This is a genomic window from Morganella morganii (assembly GCF_019242955.1).
GTDB lineage: Bacteria > Pseudomonadota > Gammaproteobacteria > Enterobacterales > Enterobacteriaceae > Morganella > Morganella sibonii.
This window is the reverse complement of the sequence record NZ_CP066129.1, coordinates 4028940-4047310: the sequence shown is the minus strand read 5'-3', so window position 1 is coordinate 4047310 and position 18371 is coordinate 4028940. Positions and strand designations below refer to the sequence as shown.

The window sequence follows — 18371 nt, the reverse complement described above, 5'->3', positions numbered from 1 at the left end:
TCTGTCTCCGCTTAGGCTTTATTGCGGGCGATTTCATCGTGGTGTTTCTTCTCACCACGCATCACCACAACTAACAGGATCACAGCGAGCACACTGCCGCCAATCATGACACCGAAACCGCCATCCCAGCCGAAATAATCCACAGTAAAGCCGACGATGGCACTTGCTGCCACTGAGCCGCCGAGGTAGCCGAATAACCCGGTGAATCCCGCGGCTGTACCGGCTGCTTTCTTCGGTGCAAGCTCCAGGGCGTGCAGGCCGATCAGCATGACCGGGCCGTAAATCAGAAAGCCGATGGTGATCATACACGCCATATCAATAGCCGGATTTCCCGGCGGGTTGAGCCAGAAGACCACAGTAGCGATAGTCACCAGTGTCATAAAGAACACCCCGGTTGCGCCCCGGTTTCCTCTGAAGACTTTATCTGACATCCAGCCGCACAGCAGCGTGCCCGGTATCCCCGCCCATTCATACAGGAAATAGGCAAAAGAATAGCCTTTGATATCGAAATGTTTGACCTCCTGGAGATAGGTCGGTGACCAGTCCAGCACGCCGTAACGCAGCAGATAAACAAAGACGTTAGCAAAAGCGATGTACCACAGTAATTTATTCGGCAGAATGTACTGCATAAAGATCTGTTTTGCCGTCAGTTCAACTTCGCTGTTCTCTGTATAATCATCAGGATAGTCGTTTTTGTACTCTTCAATTGGCGGCAGGCCACAGGATTGCGGAGTGTCCCGCATCAGGGCAAAGGCGATGATTGCCACCAGGATGGCCGCAAATGCCGGCATATAAAACGCCGCTTTCCAGTCACCGAACCAATACATCCCCAGCAGCATCAGCATCGGCGGTAAGCCGCCGCCGACGTTATGGGCGCAGTTCCAGATTGATACAATCCCGCCGCGTTCTTTCTGTGACCACCAGTGAACCATGGTGCGTCCGCACGGCGGCCAGCCCATCCCCTGGAACCATCCGCAGATAAACAGGAGGATAGCCATCATCCAGACGGAAGAGGTTGCCCAGTCGCAAAAGCCCATGATTAGCATGACAGCGGAGGCAAGGATAAGTCCGGTCGGGAGAAAATAGCGCGGGTTAGCCCGGTCAGAAAACGATCCCATGATAAATTTGGAAAGACCGTAAGCAATGGAGATCGCAGATAATGCCGTACCCAGCTCGCCTCTGGAGAATCCCTGCTCCATCAGGTTGGGGAAGGCTAGGGCAAAATTTTTCCGGACCAGGTAATAAGCGGCATAACCGAAAAAGATACCCATAAAGATTTGCCAGCGCAGACGGCGGTATACCGGATCAATTTGGTCAGCACTGAGCCGCTGAATATGTGGTGCGGGTTTAAACAGGCTTAGCATAGACATCTCCCTCGCTAAGTATTCGTCAGTATTTGATGGCGAAGTTTACCGGAATGGCAGCGGTTACCTTCATGTGTTTTCCTTTGCGCTCACAGAATATTCGTTTTAATTCGTTATTACTGTGAATTTCAGCACAGGCAGTTACATTTTGATTACAGTTAGTGGTTTTTTGTGATCACCAACTGCTTTCCGGGAATTTAGTCTGCGGATAGGTATATTTACCGGGTCGGGCGGTTCTTTGTTCTGATACTTATTGTTATTTTCGCGCATAAAAAACCGCCGGTATTAACCGGCGGCAGAGTGTTAAAACGAAAGGGGAAAGGGAATCAGTTATGATCTTCCCAGTCCTGTGCGCGGGTAACGGCTTTCTTCCAGCCGCTGTAACGGACATTCCGTTCTGTTGTTTCAATGCCCGGACGGAACGTTTTCTCGATGGTGGATTTGGCTTTGATTTCTTCCGGGTCCTGCCAGAATCCGGTGGATAACCCGGCCAGCAGTGCCGCACCCAGTGCAGTACTTTCGCGGATCAGCGGGCGCTCTACGGGCGTGCCCAGAATATCGGACTGGAATTGCATCAGGAAATTGTTGGCCACCGCGCCGCCGTCCACACGCAATGCTTTCAGGCGGGTACCGGCATCGGCCTGCATGGCTTCCAGCACGTCGCGGGTCTGATAAGCGATAGACTCCAGGGTGGCGCGGATCAGGTGATTGCTGTTCACACCCCGTGTCAGGCCGAAAATCGCACCGCGTGCATACGGGTCCCAGTATGGGGCGCCCAGACCGGTAAATGCAGGAACCACATACACACCGTTACTGTCTTTGACTTTGGTGGCGAAGTATTCGGAATCCGTGGCATCGGCAATGATTTTCATCTCATCGCGCAGCCACTGAATGGACGCTCCGGCGACAAATACCGCGCCCTCAAGAGCATAATTCACTTCACCGCGCGGGCCGCAGGCAATGGTCGTCAGCAGGCCGTGTTCAGACAGCACCGCTTCTTTGCCGGTGTTCATCAGCAGGAAGCAGCCGGTACCGTAGGTGTTTTTCGCCATACCCGGCTGAACACACATCTGACCGAACAACGCTGCCTGCTGGTCACCGGCAATACCGGCGATAGGAATACGGGTGCCGCCTTTTCCGCCGATGTTGGTTTTGCCGTAGATCTCCGATGAAGCTTTCACTTCCGGCAGCATGGCACGCGGGATACCGAACAGGTCGAGGATTTTCTGATCCCATTCCAGCTTACGGATGTTATACAGCATGGTGCGCGACGCATTGGTGTGATCGGTGACGTGCACACGTCCCTGAGTCATGCGCCAGACCAGCCAGGTATCGACGGTACCGAACAGTAATTCGCCTTTCTCTGCTTTCTCCCGGGCACCCTCGACATTATCGAGGATCCACTTCACTTTGGTGCCGGAGAAATACGGGTCAACCACCAGACCGGTGTTTTCCCGGATATAGCGGACCATCTCTTCATCTTGTTTGAGGCCGGTGCAGTAATCTGATGTCCGGCGGCACTGCCAGACAATCGCATTGTAAACCGGTTTGCCGCTCTCTTTTTCCCAGACAATGGTGGTTTCACGCTGGTTAGTGATACCGATAGCGGAAACTTCGTCCGGGTGCACGTCTGTTTTGGCGAGCACTTCTGTTAAGACGGAGCTTTGTGTTGCCCAGATTTCCATCGGGTCATGCTCCACCCAGCCCGGTTTCGGGTAAATCTGGGTGAATTCGCGCTGCGCGATATCGACAATATCAGCATTACGATCAAAAAGTACCGCCCGTGAACTGGTGGTTCCCTGATCCAGTGCGACGATATACTTTTTTTCACGAGTGATTGTTTCTGTTGTCATAATTAAACCTGTTTTATTTCTGAGTGAACAAACACGCGATAACGTAAGAGTACGCGATTCGCTGCGGTGTTATTTTTCTTCCCTGACATCACACACTTCACACGGCAGATGACGGCCGATCAGTTTGCGGTAACCAAATGCACCGAGTAATCCGCCGACGATCGGCGCAAACATCGGCACCAGGAAATACGGGATATCACGCCCGCCGGTGAAGGCAATATCTCCCCAGCCTGCAAGGTATGCAACGACTTTTGGGCCGAAGTCACGGGCAGGGTTAAGGGCGAAGCCGGTCAGCGGACCAAAGGAGCCGCCGATGACCGCAATCAGCAGACCAATCAGCAGTGGTGCCAGCGGACCACGCGGCACACCGTTGCCGTCATCGGTCAGCGCCAGGATAAGGCAGACGAGGATAGCGGCGATCACCACTTCGATAAAGAATGCCTGACCCACGCTGACCGGTGCTGCCGGATAAGTGGAGAAAACACCGGCGGTAAAGAGGCTTTCCTGTGAGCCGCGCACAATATGATGCACCTGATCATAATCGAGGAACACATTGTAATACATAGCATAAACGAGAGCAGCAGCGGCAAAACCGCCGAGGAATTGTGCCACGATATACGGGAGCACTTTGCGGCGATCAAAGCAGGCAAACAGCCAGAGTGCGAGTGTCACGGCCGGGTTAAGGTGTGCGCCTGAGATCCCGGCTGTCAGATACACCGCCAGTGCCACACCCAGACCCCAGATGATACTGACTTCCCATAATCCCAGTTGTGCACCGGCGATACGGACCGCGGCCACACAACCTAAACCAAAGAAGACCAGCAGTGCTGTACCCAGGAATTCGGAGAGACATTGTCCGAAGAGGGTCGGAGATTTTATTAGACTCATAGTATCAATCCTGATAGTGCAAAATTAGGGGGAAATAAGTGCAAATTATTAACAAATGATGTTATTCGTGTATCAGACGTATGTCTTAGTGTGAATTTATCGTTAATGAGCGGAAACGAGAAATAACGAAATCAAAAACTGTGCATTCCGTCAACAAATTGAGCGATTTCGCTTATTTTATAACAAGCAATCAACATTCAGACTGATAACAGCCGGATTCTGTTCTGCTGCATTATGGGGAATACACGGGATGTGACTGGACACATGGATAACACCTACTTACAATCAGAGCATCGCTTACAAGGAGGACGCAAGATGTCATTTGAAGTATTTGAAAAGCTGGAAGCAAAAGTCCAGCAGGCTATCGACACCATCACCCTGTTACAGATGGAAATCGACGAATTAAAAGAAACGAACAACAACCTGAACCGTGAAGTACAGAATGCTGCCGGTGCACGTGAGTCGCTGGTGCGTGAAAACGAACAGCTGAAGCAGGAGCAGGCAGGCTGGCAGGAGCGTCTGCGGGCGTTGCTGGGTAAGATGGACGACGTCCAGTAAATTACATTACGCGTCATCCTTCGCCCTGTGGCTGTGTTGGTTTCGCTCAGCTCCCCGGTCACATACTGGTGTATGCTCCCGGGGCTCTTCGCTTTACCGCCTTGCCACAGAACGAATGATTTAGCGTAATCGCGGTTTTGATGCTGTGGCTGTGTTGGTTTCGCTCAGCTCCCCGGTCACATACTGGTGTATGCTCCCGGGGCTCTTCGCTTTACCGCCTTGCCACAGAACGAATGATTTAGCGTAATCGCGGTTTTGATGCTGTGGCTGTGTTGGTTTCGCTCAGCTCCCCGGTCACATACTGATGTATGCTCCCGGGGCTCTTCGCTTCACCGCCTTGCCACAGAACGAATGATTTAGCGTAATACAGATGTTGTTGCACGGCGGCGCTGGCTTTGTTCGTCCGCCACGGTCACATACTGGTGTATGCTCCCGGGGTCGTCCTCACTTCGCCGCCTTGCTGCAAAACGAATGATTTAGTGTAATGCGCGGTTTTTGCATTGCGTTATAACGACAAAAGGGCGGATATTCCGCCCTTTTTGCTGTCTGTGTGTCTGATGAGGATTACGCTTCAGTCAGCGCGTCTTCATCGTCATCATCTTCGTCTTCGTCCGGAAGTGCCAGCGGGATATCTGACAGAATGATCCCGGTATTATCGGCATACAGATAATCACCGGAGAAGAATGTCACACCGCCGAAATTGACGCGGATATCGCTGTCACCGATGCCTTCTGAACCGCATCCGGCCGGAATGGCAGCCATCGCCTGGATTCCGATATCCATCTCTGCGAGGTCATCCACCTGACGCACCGCGCCGTACACCACAATACCTTCCCAGCCGTTCTGCACAGCCAGTGCCGCGAGTTCTGCATCAATCAGCGCGCGGCGGACTGACCCGCCCCCGTCAATGAGGAGAATACGGCCCTCTCCCTCTTCTTCCAGGAGATCAAAAAGTACGCCGTTATCTTCAAAGCATTTTACGGTGGTGATTTGCCCCGCAAATGATGAACAGCCCCCGAAGTTGGAAAACAGGGGTTCGACGACATTCACATTTTCCTGGTAAATGTCACAAAGTTCGGAGGTGTCGAAGGTATCATTTTTCATAGGATTTTACGTCTGGTTGCTGCCGGATATAATCAGTATAGCCCTTTCGTACGGTTGTTTGCAAAATCAACAGCGGACCGCTTTCCGATCTGAATCAAGAAAGCGGCAGATTCCTCAATAATCCGGGTTACAGACGCTGGCAGATGAGCCCCGCAGAAAACAGGATATTAACCAGCAGTGCAGCTTTCACCATCTGTTCCAGCAGCGGACGCATACCCGCTGCTGTCATATCGCCCAGCACACGTCTGATATGCATAAACAGAACCGGAGCCGCGAGCAGGAACAGCCAGCTGTACCAGCCGTGCAGATAGAGCAGGGTGAAAAGAATCAGGCACAGGAAGGCAACGGTGATCACCGCCGCATGATAATAGCGGGATTTCAGCGGGCCGAGGCGGACAGCCAGGGTGTTCTTCCCGGTGAGGATATCATTTTCGATATCGCGCATATTATTGATATTCAGCACGGCAACAGACAGCAGTCCGCAGGCGGTCGCCGGCAGAATGGTCAGCGGGCTGAAAAAACCGGCCTGAAGGTAATAGGTGCCTATGACACTCAGCCAGCCGAAAAAGATCAGAACAGAAATATCCCCCAGCCCGAGGTAGCCGTAAGGTTTTTTGCCGACGGTATAAGTGATTGCAGCGATAATGGCCGCCACACCTAATCCCAGAAAACCGACAATATCTTCCGGTTTCTCACAGGCGACAATAATCAGCGCCAGCCCGGACAGACAGGCAAGGGTAACGGTCAGAATCAGCGCTTTTTTCATCTGAGCTGCGGTGATCACACCTTTTTGCATACCACGCAGCGGCCCGAGGCGTGCGTCGGTATCGGTGCCTTTTACCGCATCGCCGTAGTCATTTGCCAGATTCGACAGGATCTGCAAAATCCCGGTAGTGATAAGGGCGAGCAGGGCAACAGGGAATTTAAAGTGGCCGGTCCAGTAAGCCAGCGCGGAACCGGTAATAATTGCGATCACCCCGAGAGGTAATGTTTTGGGCCGCAGGCTTTCCAGCCAGGCTTGGGTACGGCTGATGGCCGGTGAAGGGGTGACTGACATTGAAACTCGCTTACTTTTCAGAATGTAATAATAATGACAAAAATAATAACGCAGACTGACGGGTAGCATACACCCGTACAGTCTGAATAATATTATGTCTGATTATTATCGAATTACAGAATAAAGCGACTTAAATCTTCATCTGCGACCAGCTGATCCAGATGATCTTTCACATATTCCGCATTGATCTCAACGGATTGCCCCTGTTTTTCACTGGCATCGTAGGAAATTTCTTCCATTAATCGTTCCAGCACCGTATGTAAACGACGGGCACCGATATTTTCGGTGGTTTCGTTGACCTGCCACGCGGATTCAGCAATTTTACGGATACCGTCCGGTGTAAAGGTGATATCCACACCTTCGGTGGCCATCAGTGCTTTGTACTGAACAGTCAGTGACGCATTCGGTTCAGTCAGGATGCGCTCGAAATCTTCAGTGGTCAGTGCCTGTAATTCCACACGGATAGGCAGACGGCCCTGTAATTCCGGGATCAGATCTGACGGGCTGGAAACCTGGAATGCGCCGGAGGCGATAAACAGGATATGATCGGTTTTCACCATGCCGTGCTTGGTGGAGACAGTACAGCCTTCAATCAGCGGCAGCAGGTCACGCTGAACCCCTTCGCGGGAGACATCAGGCCCGGAGGACTGGCCGCCGCGCTTACAGATTTTATCGAACTCATCGATAAACACGATACCGTGCTGTTCAACGGCTTCGATGGCCTGCTCTTTCAGCTCTTCCGGATTCACCAGTTTGGCGGCTTCTTCCTCAATCAGCAGTTTGAAGGCCTCTTTGATCTTCATCTTGCGCGGTTTTTGTTTCTGTCCGGCCAGATTCTGGAACATCGACTGTAACTGGCTGGTCATCTCTTCCATGCCCGGAGGCGCCATGATTTCCACACCCATCGGTGCGGCAGACACTTCGATTTCAATGTCTTTATCATCCAGCTGCCCTTCGCGCAGTTTTTTACGGAATGCCTGACGGGCCGCAGACGGTTCAGCCTGGGTATCAGCCTGACCCCAGCTGTTTTTTGCCGGCGGGATCAGCACATCGAGAATGCGTTCTTCAGCCATTTCCTCTGCACGGAAACGGTTTTTCTCGATGGATTGCAGACGCACCATTTTGACAGCGGAATCGGTCAGATCGCGGATGATAGAATCCACTTCTTTACCGACATAACCCACTTCGGTGAATTTGGTGGCTTCCACTTTGATAAACGGCGCATTGGCCAGTTTGGCAAGACGACGGGCAATCTCGGTTTTACCGACACCGGTCGGGCCAATCATCAGAATATTTTTCGGGGTGACCTCGTGACGCAGCTCTTCATTGAGCTGCATACGGCGCCAGCGGTTACGCAGCGCGATAGCAACAGCACGTTTGGCTTTATCCTGGCCGATAATATGGTTATCGAGTTCGCTGACAATTTCGCGTGGAGTCATTTCGGACATAACGTCGATCCTTATGCTTTTGAAGATAATTCTTCAAAATTCAGATTGTGGTTGGTGTAGATACAGATATCACCGGCAATAGTCAGTGCGCGCTCCGCGATTTCCCGGGCACTCAGATCGGTGGTTTCCAGCATGGCGCGGGCTGCTGCCTGGGCGTACGGGCCGCCGGAACCAATGGCAATCAGGTCATTTTCAGGCTGAACGACATCACCCTGGCCGGTGATAATCAGCGATGCGGTTTCATCGGCAACGGCCAGCAGTGCTTCCAGTTTGCGCAGCATGCGGTCGGTACGCCAGTCTTTGGCGAGCTCAACGGCGGCTTTTGTCAGGTGTCCCTGATGGAGTTCAAGTTTGCGTTCAAACAGTTCAAAGAGGGTAAAGGCATCCGCGGTACCACCGGCGAAACCGGCAATGACTTTGTCGTGATAGAGGCGGCGGACTTTGCGGACATTACCTTTCATGACGGTATTACCCATTGTCGCCTGCCCATCACCACCAATTACGACCTGGCCATTACGGCGAACACTTACGATTGTTGTCATGAATCAGCCCCTGGTTATGCTAAAGGATAGAGAAAGGCCGCCGGGTATATTCCCGGCAGCACAGAATTAACTTCAGATATGGGGGGAGGGCTGAAGGATTTCAACCCCCGGCAGCGCGAAGAATACAATTTGTTACGCCGGCATCAGCGGCGCGGCTTTTCACGGATTGTGCAGCGGATTTCTCATACGGGCCGAGCATCACACGATACCAGCCGCCGCCCTGTGAGACCCGGCTTTCGATACCGGAGAAGGCAAGACCGGCACGGACTTCTTCTGCCTGGCCGCTTTCACGGAATGAGCCGCACTGGATTAACCAGCGCTCAGGTGCGGCCTGCGGTTTTTCCTGCACCGGTTTTGGTTTCTCCGCCGGTTTTTCAGCCGGTTGCGGTGCCGGACGGGTTTCCGGCTGCATACGCAGCTGCGGAGCCTGACCGGTGACCACCACCTGAGAGCGCGGAACCGCACCGTTTGCCGGGACTTCCTGTAACTGAACCGGAGCCTGCTGCATATCAGACTGCATCTGTTCCAGCAGTTGTCGCTGTTCCTCCGTCAGTTTTGCACCCGGATCAATACGGTTGGCCGGTGCCTGCGGGTTGGAGTAATACTGCTCCGGTACCCCGGCTTCCCGGTTTTCCAGTTCTTTGATATAGCGCCAGCGTTCCTCCGGGATCGGCGGGAGCCCGTTACCGGTACTCTGCTGATGCGCAGGGGGAACAATGCTGTCAGCGGTGGTCTGACTTTTTTTGTTATAGACCAGATAGAACAGGCCGCCGACAAAAAGAACCACCAGTGCCACGGCGATCACCAATGTGGTGAACGGCAGGCCTTTCGCCTGACTTTTCTTCCGTGATTTACTTTTTTTACGCGGCGCAGAGCGGCCGCGTCCCACATAATCTCGTTGTGCCACTGTTTCAATTCACTAATGAGTCGGTTAAGGAAACATATTATTCAGCGTTACATGTTACTTAACCTTATGGTCTTTGCCTAGCTTTTAGGCGCGCAGGCACTCTCTCTGATGATTAAATCAGAATCCAGCAGGCGTGAACCTTTTGCCACGGTGTGTCCCTGTAACTGTTCCAGCAGCAGTAAAAAAGACTGGCGGCCGATTTCATAACGGGGTTGTGCGATAGTCGTCAGCGTCGGTGAACAGTATTGTGCAGCCGGTAAATCATCAAAACCGACAACCGAGAGATCCTGCGGCAGCGTCAGCCCCTGTTTTCTGGCCGCCCAGATCGCGCCGATAGCCATGATATCGTTATGACAGAAAACAGCCGTCGGCGGTTCCGGCAAAGCCAGCAGCTGTGCCGCACACTCAGCCCCGCTTTCGTGGGTGAAATCGCCGCGCACCAGATACTCTTCCCGCACCGGCATACCCATGCGGCGCATCGCCTGAATATAGCCTTCAATGCGGTACTTACACAGCGGCAGCTCTTCCGGCCCGGAAATACAGGCGATCCGGGTGTGTCCCAGTGACTGTAAATAATGCGTGGCATTAAAGGCGGCGGTCAGGTTATCAATATTTACCGTCGGCAGTTCCAGCTCCGGGGCAAATTCGTTGGCCATCACCATCGGCGGGAAGTGACGTTGTTCATCATGACGGCTGTCAAACGGCACATCGGAACCGAGCAGTACCATGCCGTCGATTTGTTTGGTAATAATCAGATTCAGAAAAGTATGTTCCGGCTTGTGCTGATACCGGCAGTCGCCGATCAATACCAGATAGCCGTGTTTGGCGGCAATCTCTTCGATACCGACGATGATATCGGTAAAAAACGGGTCACCGATGTCCGGTACAATCACCAGAATGGTGCGGGATTCATTACGCTTCATACCACGGGACAGATTGTGCGGGTAATATCCCACTTCCAGGACGGCATTTTCCACTTTCTGCCGGGTCTGCACGGACACTTTTTCCGGATTCATCAGTGTCCGCGACACGGTTGCGGTTGAGACGCCCGCGGCTCTGGCAACATCTTTCATTGTCGCGCCGGTATCGTTGCGGCGTGGTTCCATCATTAATTCCTTTGGTTACCCTGTAAGTGTATCGATTGCGCGGTTTTTGTGATCATTATGGTCCGCTGTATTTTTCACATACGTGCTTTTCACATACCTGTGAAAAACCGCCTGAGCTTCTTAAGTGAAATTCAGACGGTTTATTAATCATTCTATTAACGGCTATTCTAAGCCCTTTGTAAAATTAATCTGTTACCTGGTTTGCATAAAACTGTGAGATATCTCAATTTTTTGAGATAGCGCACGTACGGTAAGGCCTCAGACTCAGCCGTCAGTCGGATCGACATCCACATTCCAGCGGACTTTCCGGCTCTCCGGCATCTGCTGAATATAAGGGATAGCCTGTGCGACAATTTTCTGTAACTGACTGCGTGACGGATGCTGTAACAGCAACTGCCAGCGGAAACGTCCGCCGCGTTTGGCCTGAATGGCAGGCAGCGGCCCCATCAGCCAGAAATGCTCATCCCGCAGCGGATGGGATTCGAACAACTGCCGCACGGTTTGCAGAAATGCATTTGCCCGCTGGTTATTCTGATCTTCAGCACGGATCATCACCTGGCTGGTGTAAGGCGGCAGGCAGACACTCTGCCGCTCATTCAGCGCCTGTGCGGCAAAGGCGGCGTAGCCTTTTTCCAGCAGCACCGTCAGCAGCGGGTGCTCCGGATGGTGAGTCTGCAAAATCACCTCACCGCGTTTACCGGCACGTCCCGCCCGGCCGGAGACCTGAGTGTAGAGTTGTGCAAAACGCTCCGCCGCACGGAAATCCCCGGAGAACAGTGCGCCGTCCACATCCAGCAGGGCGACCAGGGTAACATCCGGGAAGTGGTGACCTTTGGCCAGCATCTGGGTGCCGATCAGGATACGGGCACCGCCCTGATGCACATCCGCGAGGTGCTGCTCCAGTTCGCCTTTGCGGCTGGTGGTATCGCGATCCAGCCGTGTAACCGGCACATCCGGAAACAGCGGAGCGATGCTCTCTTCAAGCTGTTCGGTACCCAGCCCGACCGGCACCAGTTGTGTGGAGCCGCACTGCGGACACTGTTTCGGTACCGGACGCTGGCTGTCGCACTGGTGGCAGCGCAGCATGCGGTGGTTCTGGTGCAGGGTGTAAAAATGATCGCAGCGCGGGCATTCTGCTATCCAGCCGCACTCGTGGCACAGCATCGCCGGGGAAAAGCCGCGCCGGTTGAGGAACAAAATGACCTGATTATCCGCTGCCAGATGATGGCGGATACGTTTGATCAGCGGCGGCGACAGTCCGGCAGTGAGCGGGAGCCCTTTCAGATCGAGCAGATGCTGATCAGCAAGCTGTGCATTTCCCGCCCGCTGCGTCAGCGGCAGCACTTTGTATTTTTTCTGCCGGACATTAAACAGGGTTTCCAGTGACGGCGTCGCGGTGCCCATCACAATCGGAATGTCATTTTTCTTGGCGCGGAACACGGCCAGATCGCGGGCGTGATAACGCCAGCCGTCCTGTTGTTTATAGGAGCCGTCGTGCTCCTCATCAATAATAATGATGCCGAGCGAGGTAAACGGCGTGAACAGCGCGGAGCGGGTACCGATAACAATTGCCGTTTCCCCGCGTTTCGCCCGCAGCCAGACCGCCAGCCGTTCGCTGTCATTCATGCCGGAGTGAAGAATATCCACCGGTGCCTGAAAACGTGCGCGGAAGCGGGCGATGGTCTGGGGTGTCAGGCCGATTTCCGGCACCAGTACCAGTGCCTGACGGCCTTCGGCCAGCACATTTTCCAGCACACTGAGATACACCTCGGTTTTCCCTGAACCGGTCACACCGTCCAGCAGCCAGGGGGAAAACTGATGCTGTTCTGCACGGATCGCCCCCACGGCAGTGGCCTGTTCAGTATTGAGTTTCAGGCGTTCACCGGTGACCGCAAATCCCGGCTGCCAGGGTTTGTTGTCCGGCTGCACATCGTTCAGGGTGATCAGGTTTTTCTTTTTCAGTCCCTGTAATGCGCTGTCGCTGAGCTCAAATTCTGGGGTCTGATGGCGGTAAACCGGCTGACGGCGCAGGCAGGCCAGTGCCTGCTGCTGTTTCGGGGAGCGTTTGAGTGTGTGGATATCAATCTCACATCCTTCCGGGGTAACCTCCCAGCGCCACAGCGGTGCAAAGGCCGCTTCTTTACCCTGGCGCAGCAGGATCGGCATGGCATGAAACAGCACCTCGCCCAACGGGTAGTGATAATACTGTGCCGCCCAGTTCAGCAGCGGCCATAAATCGCCCGGAAACAGGGTATCGTCATCCGGACAGGCAATGACCGGCTTGAGTTTCTCCGGGCTGAAGGTACTGGTTTCGGCCAGTTCAGCCACAATACCGACGGCCTGTTTCTGCCGTCCGAACGGCACGATCACCCGCGCCCCCGGCACCGGGCGGGGCATATCATCAGGCAGTAAATAATCAAATGTTTGTGTCAGTGGTACTGGTAATATCACCCGGACGACTGTCATTATAATGTCCATCATCGGCAGAGCGCCGGCGCGTAAAAAATACACAGCGGCGAAAAAGGTACAAAAGTGTCTGAATAATCACCGGATTTCAGCTTTTCCCCGGTAAAAACAGGGAAATTATCCGTAAAACAGAACTCAGAATACCACGAAAAGACAGCGGATTTCATTGCATGGTTCCGGGATTTTCTGTATGATCCGCCGCCTTTGGTAATTAAAATACCAGCGATAACTTATCATCAACACGACGTGTGGTGTCCGGCAAAAAGGCCCGGATAGCGACACGGCCTTAACCGAGGTTTTCCCCATGAAAAAAGGTATTCATCCTAACTACGCAGAAGTCACTGCAACCTGCTCTTGCGGCAACGTAATGAAAATTAACTCAACCGCAGGGCACGACTTCAACCTGGACGTCTGTGGCGAATGCCACCCGTTCTACACCGGTAAACAGCGTGACGTTGCAAGCGGCGGCCGTGTTGATCGCTTCAACAAACGCTTCAGCGTTCCTTCTGCGAAGAAATAATGGCACAGCGCGGCATGCCGCGCTCTGTTCCATAAAAAACGCCCTGAATGAAAATATTTCACAGGGCGTTTTTTTATGTCTGTTTCCGGGGTGATAAGTCGTATAACACGCGGATAAAACTCAATATTCCCACGTATCCGGGTCGACCCCATGCTGGCGCATAATTTCTTTCGCCACTTCCGGGATTTCATCGCTGCGTTCTTTGCGCAGGTCATCATCATCGGGCAGTGGCTGTCCGGTAAAAGCATGCAGAAATGCTTCACATAACAGTTCGCTATTGGTGGCATGACGCAGGTTATTCACCTGGCGGCGTGTGCGCTCATCCGTTAAAATTTTAAGCACTTTCAACGGGATAGAAACTGTAATCTTCTTTACCTGCTCACTTTTTTTGCCATGCTCAGCATAAGGGCTGATATATTCGCCGTTCCATTCAGCCATGGATTACCTTGTTATCTTAGTCAGTTTGAGGAGGGTCGGGCGCAGAATTGTGCCAGACAGATATCGGTATTATCCCACTTGTATATATAACCGTAAAGCAGGATGGATGTCCAGACATATTGACGTCTAAATAAACCGCGGATATGCTGATAACTCGTTCGGTTACTGACAGGGAAAGAGGTATGGCACGCAAACCCGCGACAGCGGCAATTCATAACGGACTTAATGAAGAGAACCAATTCGGCTGTGTCATACCGCCGGTGTATCTCTCGTCGACTTACAATTTTCCGGCTTTCGGCAGCCCGCGTGAACATGACTATTCACGGCGCGGCAATCCCGGCCGGGATATCACCGGCCGCACACTGGCTGAGCTGGAAGGCGGTGCCGGGGCGGTGGTCACCAGCAGCGGGATGTCAGCACTGCATCTGCTGTTCACGGTATTTTTATCACCCGGGGATGTGATTGTGGCGCCGCATGACTGTTACGGCGGTACTTACCGGCTGCTCGACAGCTGTCAGCAGCGCGGCCATTTTATTGTCCGTTTTGCGGATATGAACGATGAGGCGTCACTCAGTGCCGCACTGGCAGAAAAGCCGAAACTGGTACTGATTGAAACGCCGGGTAATCCGCTGCTGCGGATCACGGATATCGCGGCGGTCAGTGAAAAAGCACATCAGGCCGGGGCACTGGTGGCGGCAGATAACACATTTCTCAGTCCGGCATTACAGCAGCCGCTGGCGCTGGGTGCGGATTTTGTCATTCATTCCTGCACCAAATACCTGAACGGACATTCTGATGTGGTGGCCGGTGTGGTGATCGCCGCAGATGCGGAACACTGTGAAACGCTGGCGTGGTGGGCGAATAATATCGGTGTGACGCTGGGGGCGTTTGACAGCTATCTGCTGTTGCGCGGTATCCGCACCCTGATCCCGAGAATCACCTTACAGGAAAAAAATGCCCGCATCCTGGCGGATTATCTGGTGCGTCAGCCGCTGGTGAAGAAAGTGTATTATCCGGGACTGGAGACGCATCCCGGACATGAACTGGCCGCAAAGCAGCAGAAAGGATTCGGTGCAATGCTCAGTTTTGAAATTAATGGTGATGAAGCTGCAATTTCCCGCTTTTTATCTCACCTGTCTCTCTTTACACTAGCAGAGTCATTGGGCGGGGTGGAAACACTGATTTCCCATGCCGCGACGATGACACATGCGGGAATGCCGGAGCAGGCACGGCATGCAGCGGGAATTTCAGACAGCTTATTACGTATTTCTGCGGGGATTGAGGACAGCAGTGATTTGATTGCTGATCTGGATCGCGCATTTCAGTCAGTGACTAAGGGGTAAGGGTAATCATGAGTGCGTTGGCGATTGATGAATCAGTAAAAGGGCGTCAGTTACATAAATTCGGCGGCAGCAGCCTGGCAGATGCAAAATGTTATCTGCGGGTGGCGAATATTATGGCGAACTACAGTGAGCCGGATGACCTGATGGTTGTATCTGCCGCGGGCAGTACCACCAACCAGCTGATTAACTGGGTCAAACTGAGTCAGAGTGATCGTGCTGCCGCAGAACAGGCGCGGCAGACCCTGCAACGCTATCAGACAACCCTTATCAGTGACTTACTGCCGGAAGTTCAGGCCAATGTCCTGATTTTCCAGTTTAATGATGATATTCAGCGCCTGGCGAAACTGCTGGAAAATCCGCTGAATGATGTGATTTACGCGGAAGTGACCGGTCACGGGGAAATCTGGTCTGCCCGTCTGATGGCTCAGGTACTTCAGGAGCAGGGTATGGCCGCACAGTGGCTGGATGCCCGGACATTCCTGTGTGCGGAGCGGGCGGCGCAGCCGGAAGTGGATACCGCGCGGTCGCAGCCGCTGCTGGCAGAACTGCTGGCGCTGCATCCGGGTAAACGTCTGGTGGTGACCGGGTTTATCTCCCGTAACGCTGCCGGGGAAACCGTGCTGCTCGGCCGTAACGGCAGTGACTATTCCGCCACCCAGGTCGGGGCACTGGCCGGAGTGAAAAAAGTCACCATCTGGAGCGATGTTGCCGGGGTGTACAGCTCCGACCCGCGCAAAGTCAAAGATGCCTGTCTGCTGCCGCTGCTGCGTCTGGATGAAGCCAGTGAACTGGCACGTCTCGCCGCACCGGTGCTGCATACCCGCACATTACAGCCGGTGTCCGTCAGTGATATCGATTTACAGCTGCGCTGCAGCTATCAGCCTGAACAGGGTTCGACAAAAATTGAGCGTGTGCTGGCATCCGGTACCGGGGCGAAAATCGTGACAAACCATGATGAGGTTTGCCTGATTGATATCCGCCTGCCGGCCGGGGATGACGCCAAAGCACGTTATAAAAGTATTGATCTGCTGCTTAAACGCAGCCAGATCCGCCCGCTGGCCGTTGGTCTGCATAATGATGACAATCTCATTCAGCTCAGTTATACCGCTGAAGTGGCGGACAGCGCTCTGCATGTGCTGGAAAGCGCCGGTCTGCCGGGCACTCTGACCCTGCGTGACGGCTTCTCGCTGGTGGCGCTGGTCGGGGCCGGGGTCTGTAAAAATTTGCTGCATTATCATCGTTTTTATCAGCAGCTCAAAGATCAGCCGGTGGAATTTATCTGGCAGGCGGAGGACGGCATCAGCCTCGTGGCGATTCTGCGTACCCGTCAGACCGGACATGTGATTCAGGGTCTGCACCAGAGCCTGTTCCGTGCGGAAAAACAAATCGGTCTGATGGTCTTCGGCAAAGGGAATATCGGCAGCCGCTGGCTGGAGCTGTTCGCGCGTGAGCAGAGCAATCTCTCTGCCCGCAGCGGGTTTGAATTTATCCTGGCCGGTGTGGCGGACAGCGAACGGGCACTGCTCAGCTATGACGGGCTTGATCCGAGCCGTGCACTGGCTTTCTTTAATGAAGAAGCGGAGCCGGTGGCAGATGAAGACACGCTGTATCTGTGGATGCGTAACCATCCGTTTGATGACCTGGTCATTATCGACCTGACCGCCAGCAAAGCACTGGCGGAAAGCTACGCCGATTTTGCCGCGTACGGTTTCCATGTTATCAGTGCCAACAAAATTGCCGGGGCGGCCAAAACCCGGGATTACCGTCAGATCCGCGATGCTTTCCGTAAAACCGGGCGTCACTGGCTGTACAATGCCACTGTCGGTGCCGGACTGCCGATCAACCATTGTGTGCGCGATCTGCATGAAAGCGGTGACAGCATCCTGGCGATCAGCGGGATCTTCTCCGGTACACTTTCCTGGCTGTTCCTGCAATTCGACGGTACCGTACCGTTCAGCGAGCTGGTGGAGCAGGCCTGGCAGCAGGGATTGACCGAGCCGGACCCGCGTATTGATTTGTCCGGCCAGGACGTAATGCGCAAGCTGATTATCCTTGCCCGCGAAGCCGGATATGAAATTGAGCCGGAAGATGTCCGTGTGGAATCCCTGGTGCCGGAAGCGGCACAGGAAGGCACCACCGATCACTTCTTTGAGAATGTCACGGCACTGAATGAACAGATGGCCTGCCGGCTGGAAGCCGCCCGCGAAATGGGCATGGTGCTGCGCTACGTGGCCCGCTTTGATGCTAACGGCAAGGCACGGGTCGGCGTGGAAGCGGTCCGGCCTGAACATCCGCTGGCGTCATTACAACCGGGTGATAACCTTTTTGCGGTGGAAAGCCGCTGGTACCGTGATAATCCGCTGGTGATCCGCGGGCCGGGTGCCGGACGGGATGTCACCGCCGGGGCGATCCTGTCAGATTTAAACCGTCTGGCACAGTTACTGTAATTCGTCGGATTGTGATAACTAACGGGGTTAAATAATCTTAAATATCCTGCAGGCAGAACAAAAGATGACTATAACGGGAATTATCTTATTACGTTAAAGATACAGGATTGATATAAATAACGCATGGTGATGTTTCATAACGGACATATAACCATTATGGATGATGGCTGTGACAGGATGTCATGGTAAGGATATGCACCGGATGTGCTTCTTCTGACAGGATGTCAGTCTGAGGACAGAAACAACCCCGGCGGGATGCAATTAACGGATTTAATTGCATCCCGTTACTATTTTCACTTCCCTGCTGTTTTCCCGCTGACATTAAACGTT

General features: G+C 53.5%; 15 protein-coding genes. 4 read left to right on the top strand and 11 right to left on the bottom strand.

What is annotated here, in order from left to right:
* Positions 1–11 precede the first annotated feature (11 nt).
* From glpT to JC793_RS19040, 3 genes are all read right to left on the bottom strand, one after another.
* On the bottom strand, positions 12–1364 hold the full coding sequence (gene glpT / locus JC793_RS19050) for a glycerol-3-phosphate transporter (protein WP_218427028.1): 1353 nt from the start codon (positions 1362–1364) through the stop codon (positions 12–14).
* Positions 1365–1690: 326 nt separating this feature from the next.
* Positions 1691–3217 carry a glycerol kinase GlpK gene (gene glpK / locus JC793_RS19045; RefSeq protein ID WP_166708836.1) on the bottom strand — a complete coding sequence of 509 codons (1527 nt, stop codon included), beginning with the start codon at positions 3215–3217 and terminating at the stop codon, positions 1691–1693.
* Between the two features lie 69 nt (positions 3218–3286).
* Positions 3287–4105, bottom strand: coding sequence for an MIP/aquaporin family protein (locus JC793_RS19040; protein ID WP_046892905.1), 819 nt, complete (start codon positions 4103–4105; stop codon positions 3287–3289).
* A gap of 315 nt (positions 4106–4420) precedes the next feature.
* Here JC793_RS19040 and zapB point away from each other — a divergent pair, with 315 nt between their 5' ends.
* Positions 4421–4663 (top strand): cell division protein ZapB, encoded by a 243-nt coding sequence (gene zapB / locus JC793_RS19035; protein WP_004236611.1) that lies wholly within the window; start codon positions 4421–4423, stop codon positions 4661–4663.
* Positions 4664–5227: 564 nt separating this feature from the next.
* Here zapB and rraA read toward each other — a convergent pair.
* The 7 genes from rraA to priA form a co-directional block, all read right to left on the bottom strand.
* Entirely contained in the window at positions 5228–5767 is a 540-nt protein-coding gene (rraA, locus tag JC793_RS19030; protein WP_046892906.1) for a ribonuclease E activity regulator RraA, read from the bottom strand.
* A gap of 127 nt (positions 5768–5894) precedes the next feature.
* Complete coding sequence (locus JC793_RS19025; RefSeq protein WP_046892907.1) at positions 5895–6824, bottom strand: 1,4-dihydroxy-2-naphthoate polyprenyltransferase; 930 nt, start codon at positions 6822–6824, stop codon at positions 5895–5897.
* 113 nt (positions 6825–6937) lie between these two features.
* Positions 6938–8272 (bottom strand): ATP-dependent protease ATPase subunit HslU, encoded by a 1335-nt coding sequence (hslU, locus tag JC793_RS19020; protein WP_046892908.1) that lies wholly within the window; start codon positions 8270–8272, stop codon positions 6938–6940.
* An 11-nt stretch (positions 8273–8283) separates the two neighbouring features.
* The gene (hslV, locus tag JC793_RS19015) at positions 8284–8814 is read right to left on the bottom strand and encodes an ATP-dependent protease subunit HslV (RefSeq protein ID WP_046892909.1); all 531 of its coding nucleotides are present in this window, start codon (positions 8812–8814) and stop codon (positions 8284–8286) included.
* Positions 8815–8914: 100 nt separating this feature from the next.
* Positions 8915–9721 carry a cell division protein FtsN gene (gene ftsN / locus JC793_RS19010; RefSeq protein ID WP_054425138.1) on the bottom strand — a complete coding sequence of 269 codons (807 nt, stop codon included), beginning with the start codon at positions 9719–9721 and terminating at the stop codon, positions 8915–8917.
* 77 nt (positions 9722–9798) lie between these two features.
* Complete coding sequence (gene cytR / locus JC793_RS19005; protein WP_046892911.1) at positions 9799–10827, bottom strand: DNA-binding transcriptional regulator CytR; 1029 nt, start codon at positions 10825–10827, stop codon at positions 9799–9801.
* Positions 10828–11091: 264 nt separating this feature from the next.
* Positions 11092–13293: a primosomal protein N' gene (gene priA / locus JC793_RS19000; protein WP_218428506.1), complete on the bottom strand. Its 2202-nt coding sequence runs from the start codon at positions 13291–13293 to the stop codon at positions 11092–11094.
* 304 nt (positions 13294–13597) lie between these two features.
* Between priA and rpmE the strand changes: the two genes are divergently transcribed.
* Positions 13598–13813 carry a 50S ribosomal protein L31 gene (gene rpmE / locus JC793_RS18995; RefSeq protein ID WP_107679525.1) on the top strand — a complete coding sequence of 72 codons (216 nt, stop codon included), beginning with the start codon at positions 13598–13600 and terminating at the stop codon, positions 13811–13813.
* A 120-nt stretch (positions 13814–13933) separates the two neighbouring features.
* Here rpmE and metJ read toward each other — a convergent pair whose 3' ends face one another.
* Positions 13934–14251, bottom strand: coding sequence for a met regulon transcriptional regulator MetJ (gene metJ, locus JC793_RS18990; protein ID WP_004236602.1), 318 nt, complete (start codon positions 14249–14251; stop codon positions 13934–13936).
* Positions 14252–14433: 182 nt separating this feature from the next.
* Between metJ and metB the strand changes: the two genes are divergently transcribed.
* Positions 14434–15594 carry a cystathionine gamma-synthase gene (gene metB, locus JC793_RS18985; protein ID WP_218427026.1) on the top strand — a complete coding sequence of 387 codons (1161 nt, stop codon included), beginning with the start codon at positions 14434–14436 and terminating at the stop codon, positions 15592–15594.
* An 8-nt stretch (positions 15595–15602) separates the two neighbouring features.
* Entirely contained in the window at positions 15603–18041 is a 2439-nt protein-coding gene (locus JC793_RS18980) for a bifunctional aspartate kinase/homoserine dehydrogenase II (protein WP_046892913.1), read from the top strand.
* The last annotated feature ends 330 nt before the right edge of the window (positions 18042–18371 follow it).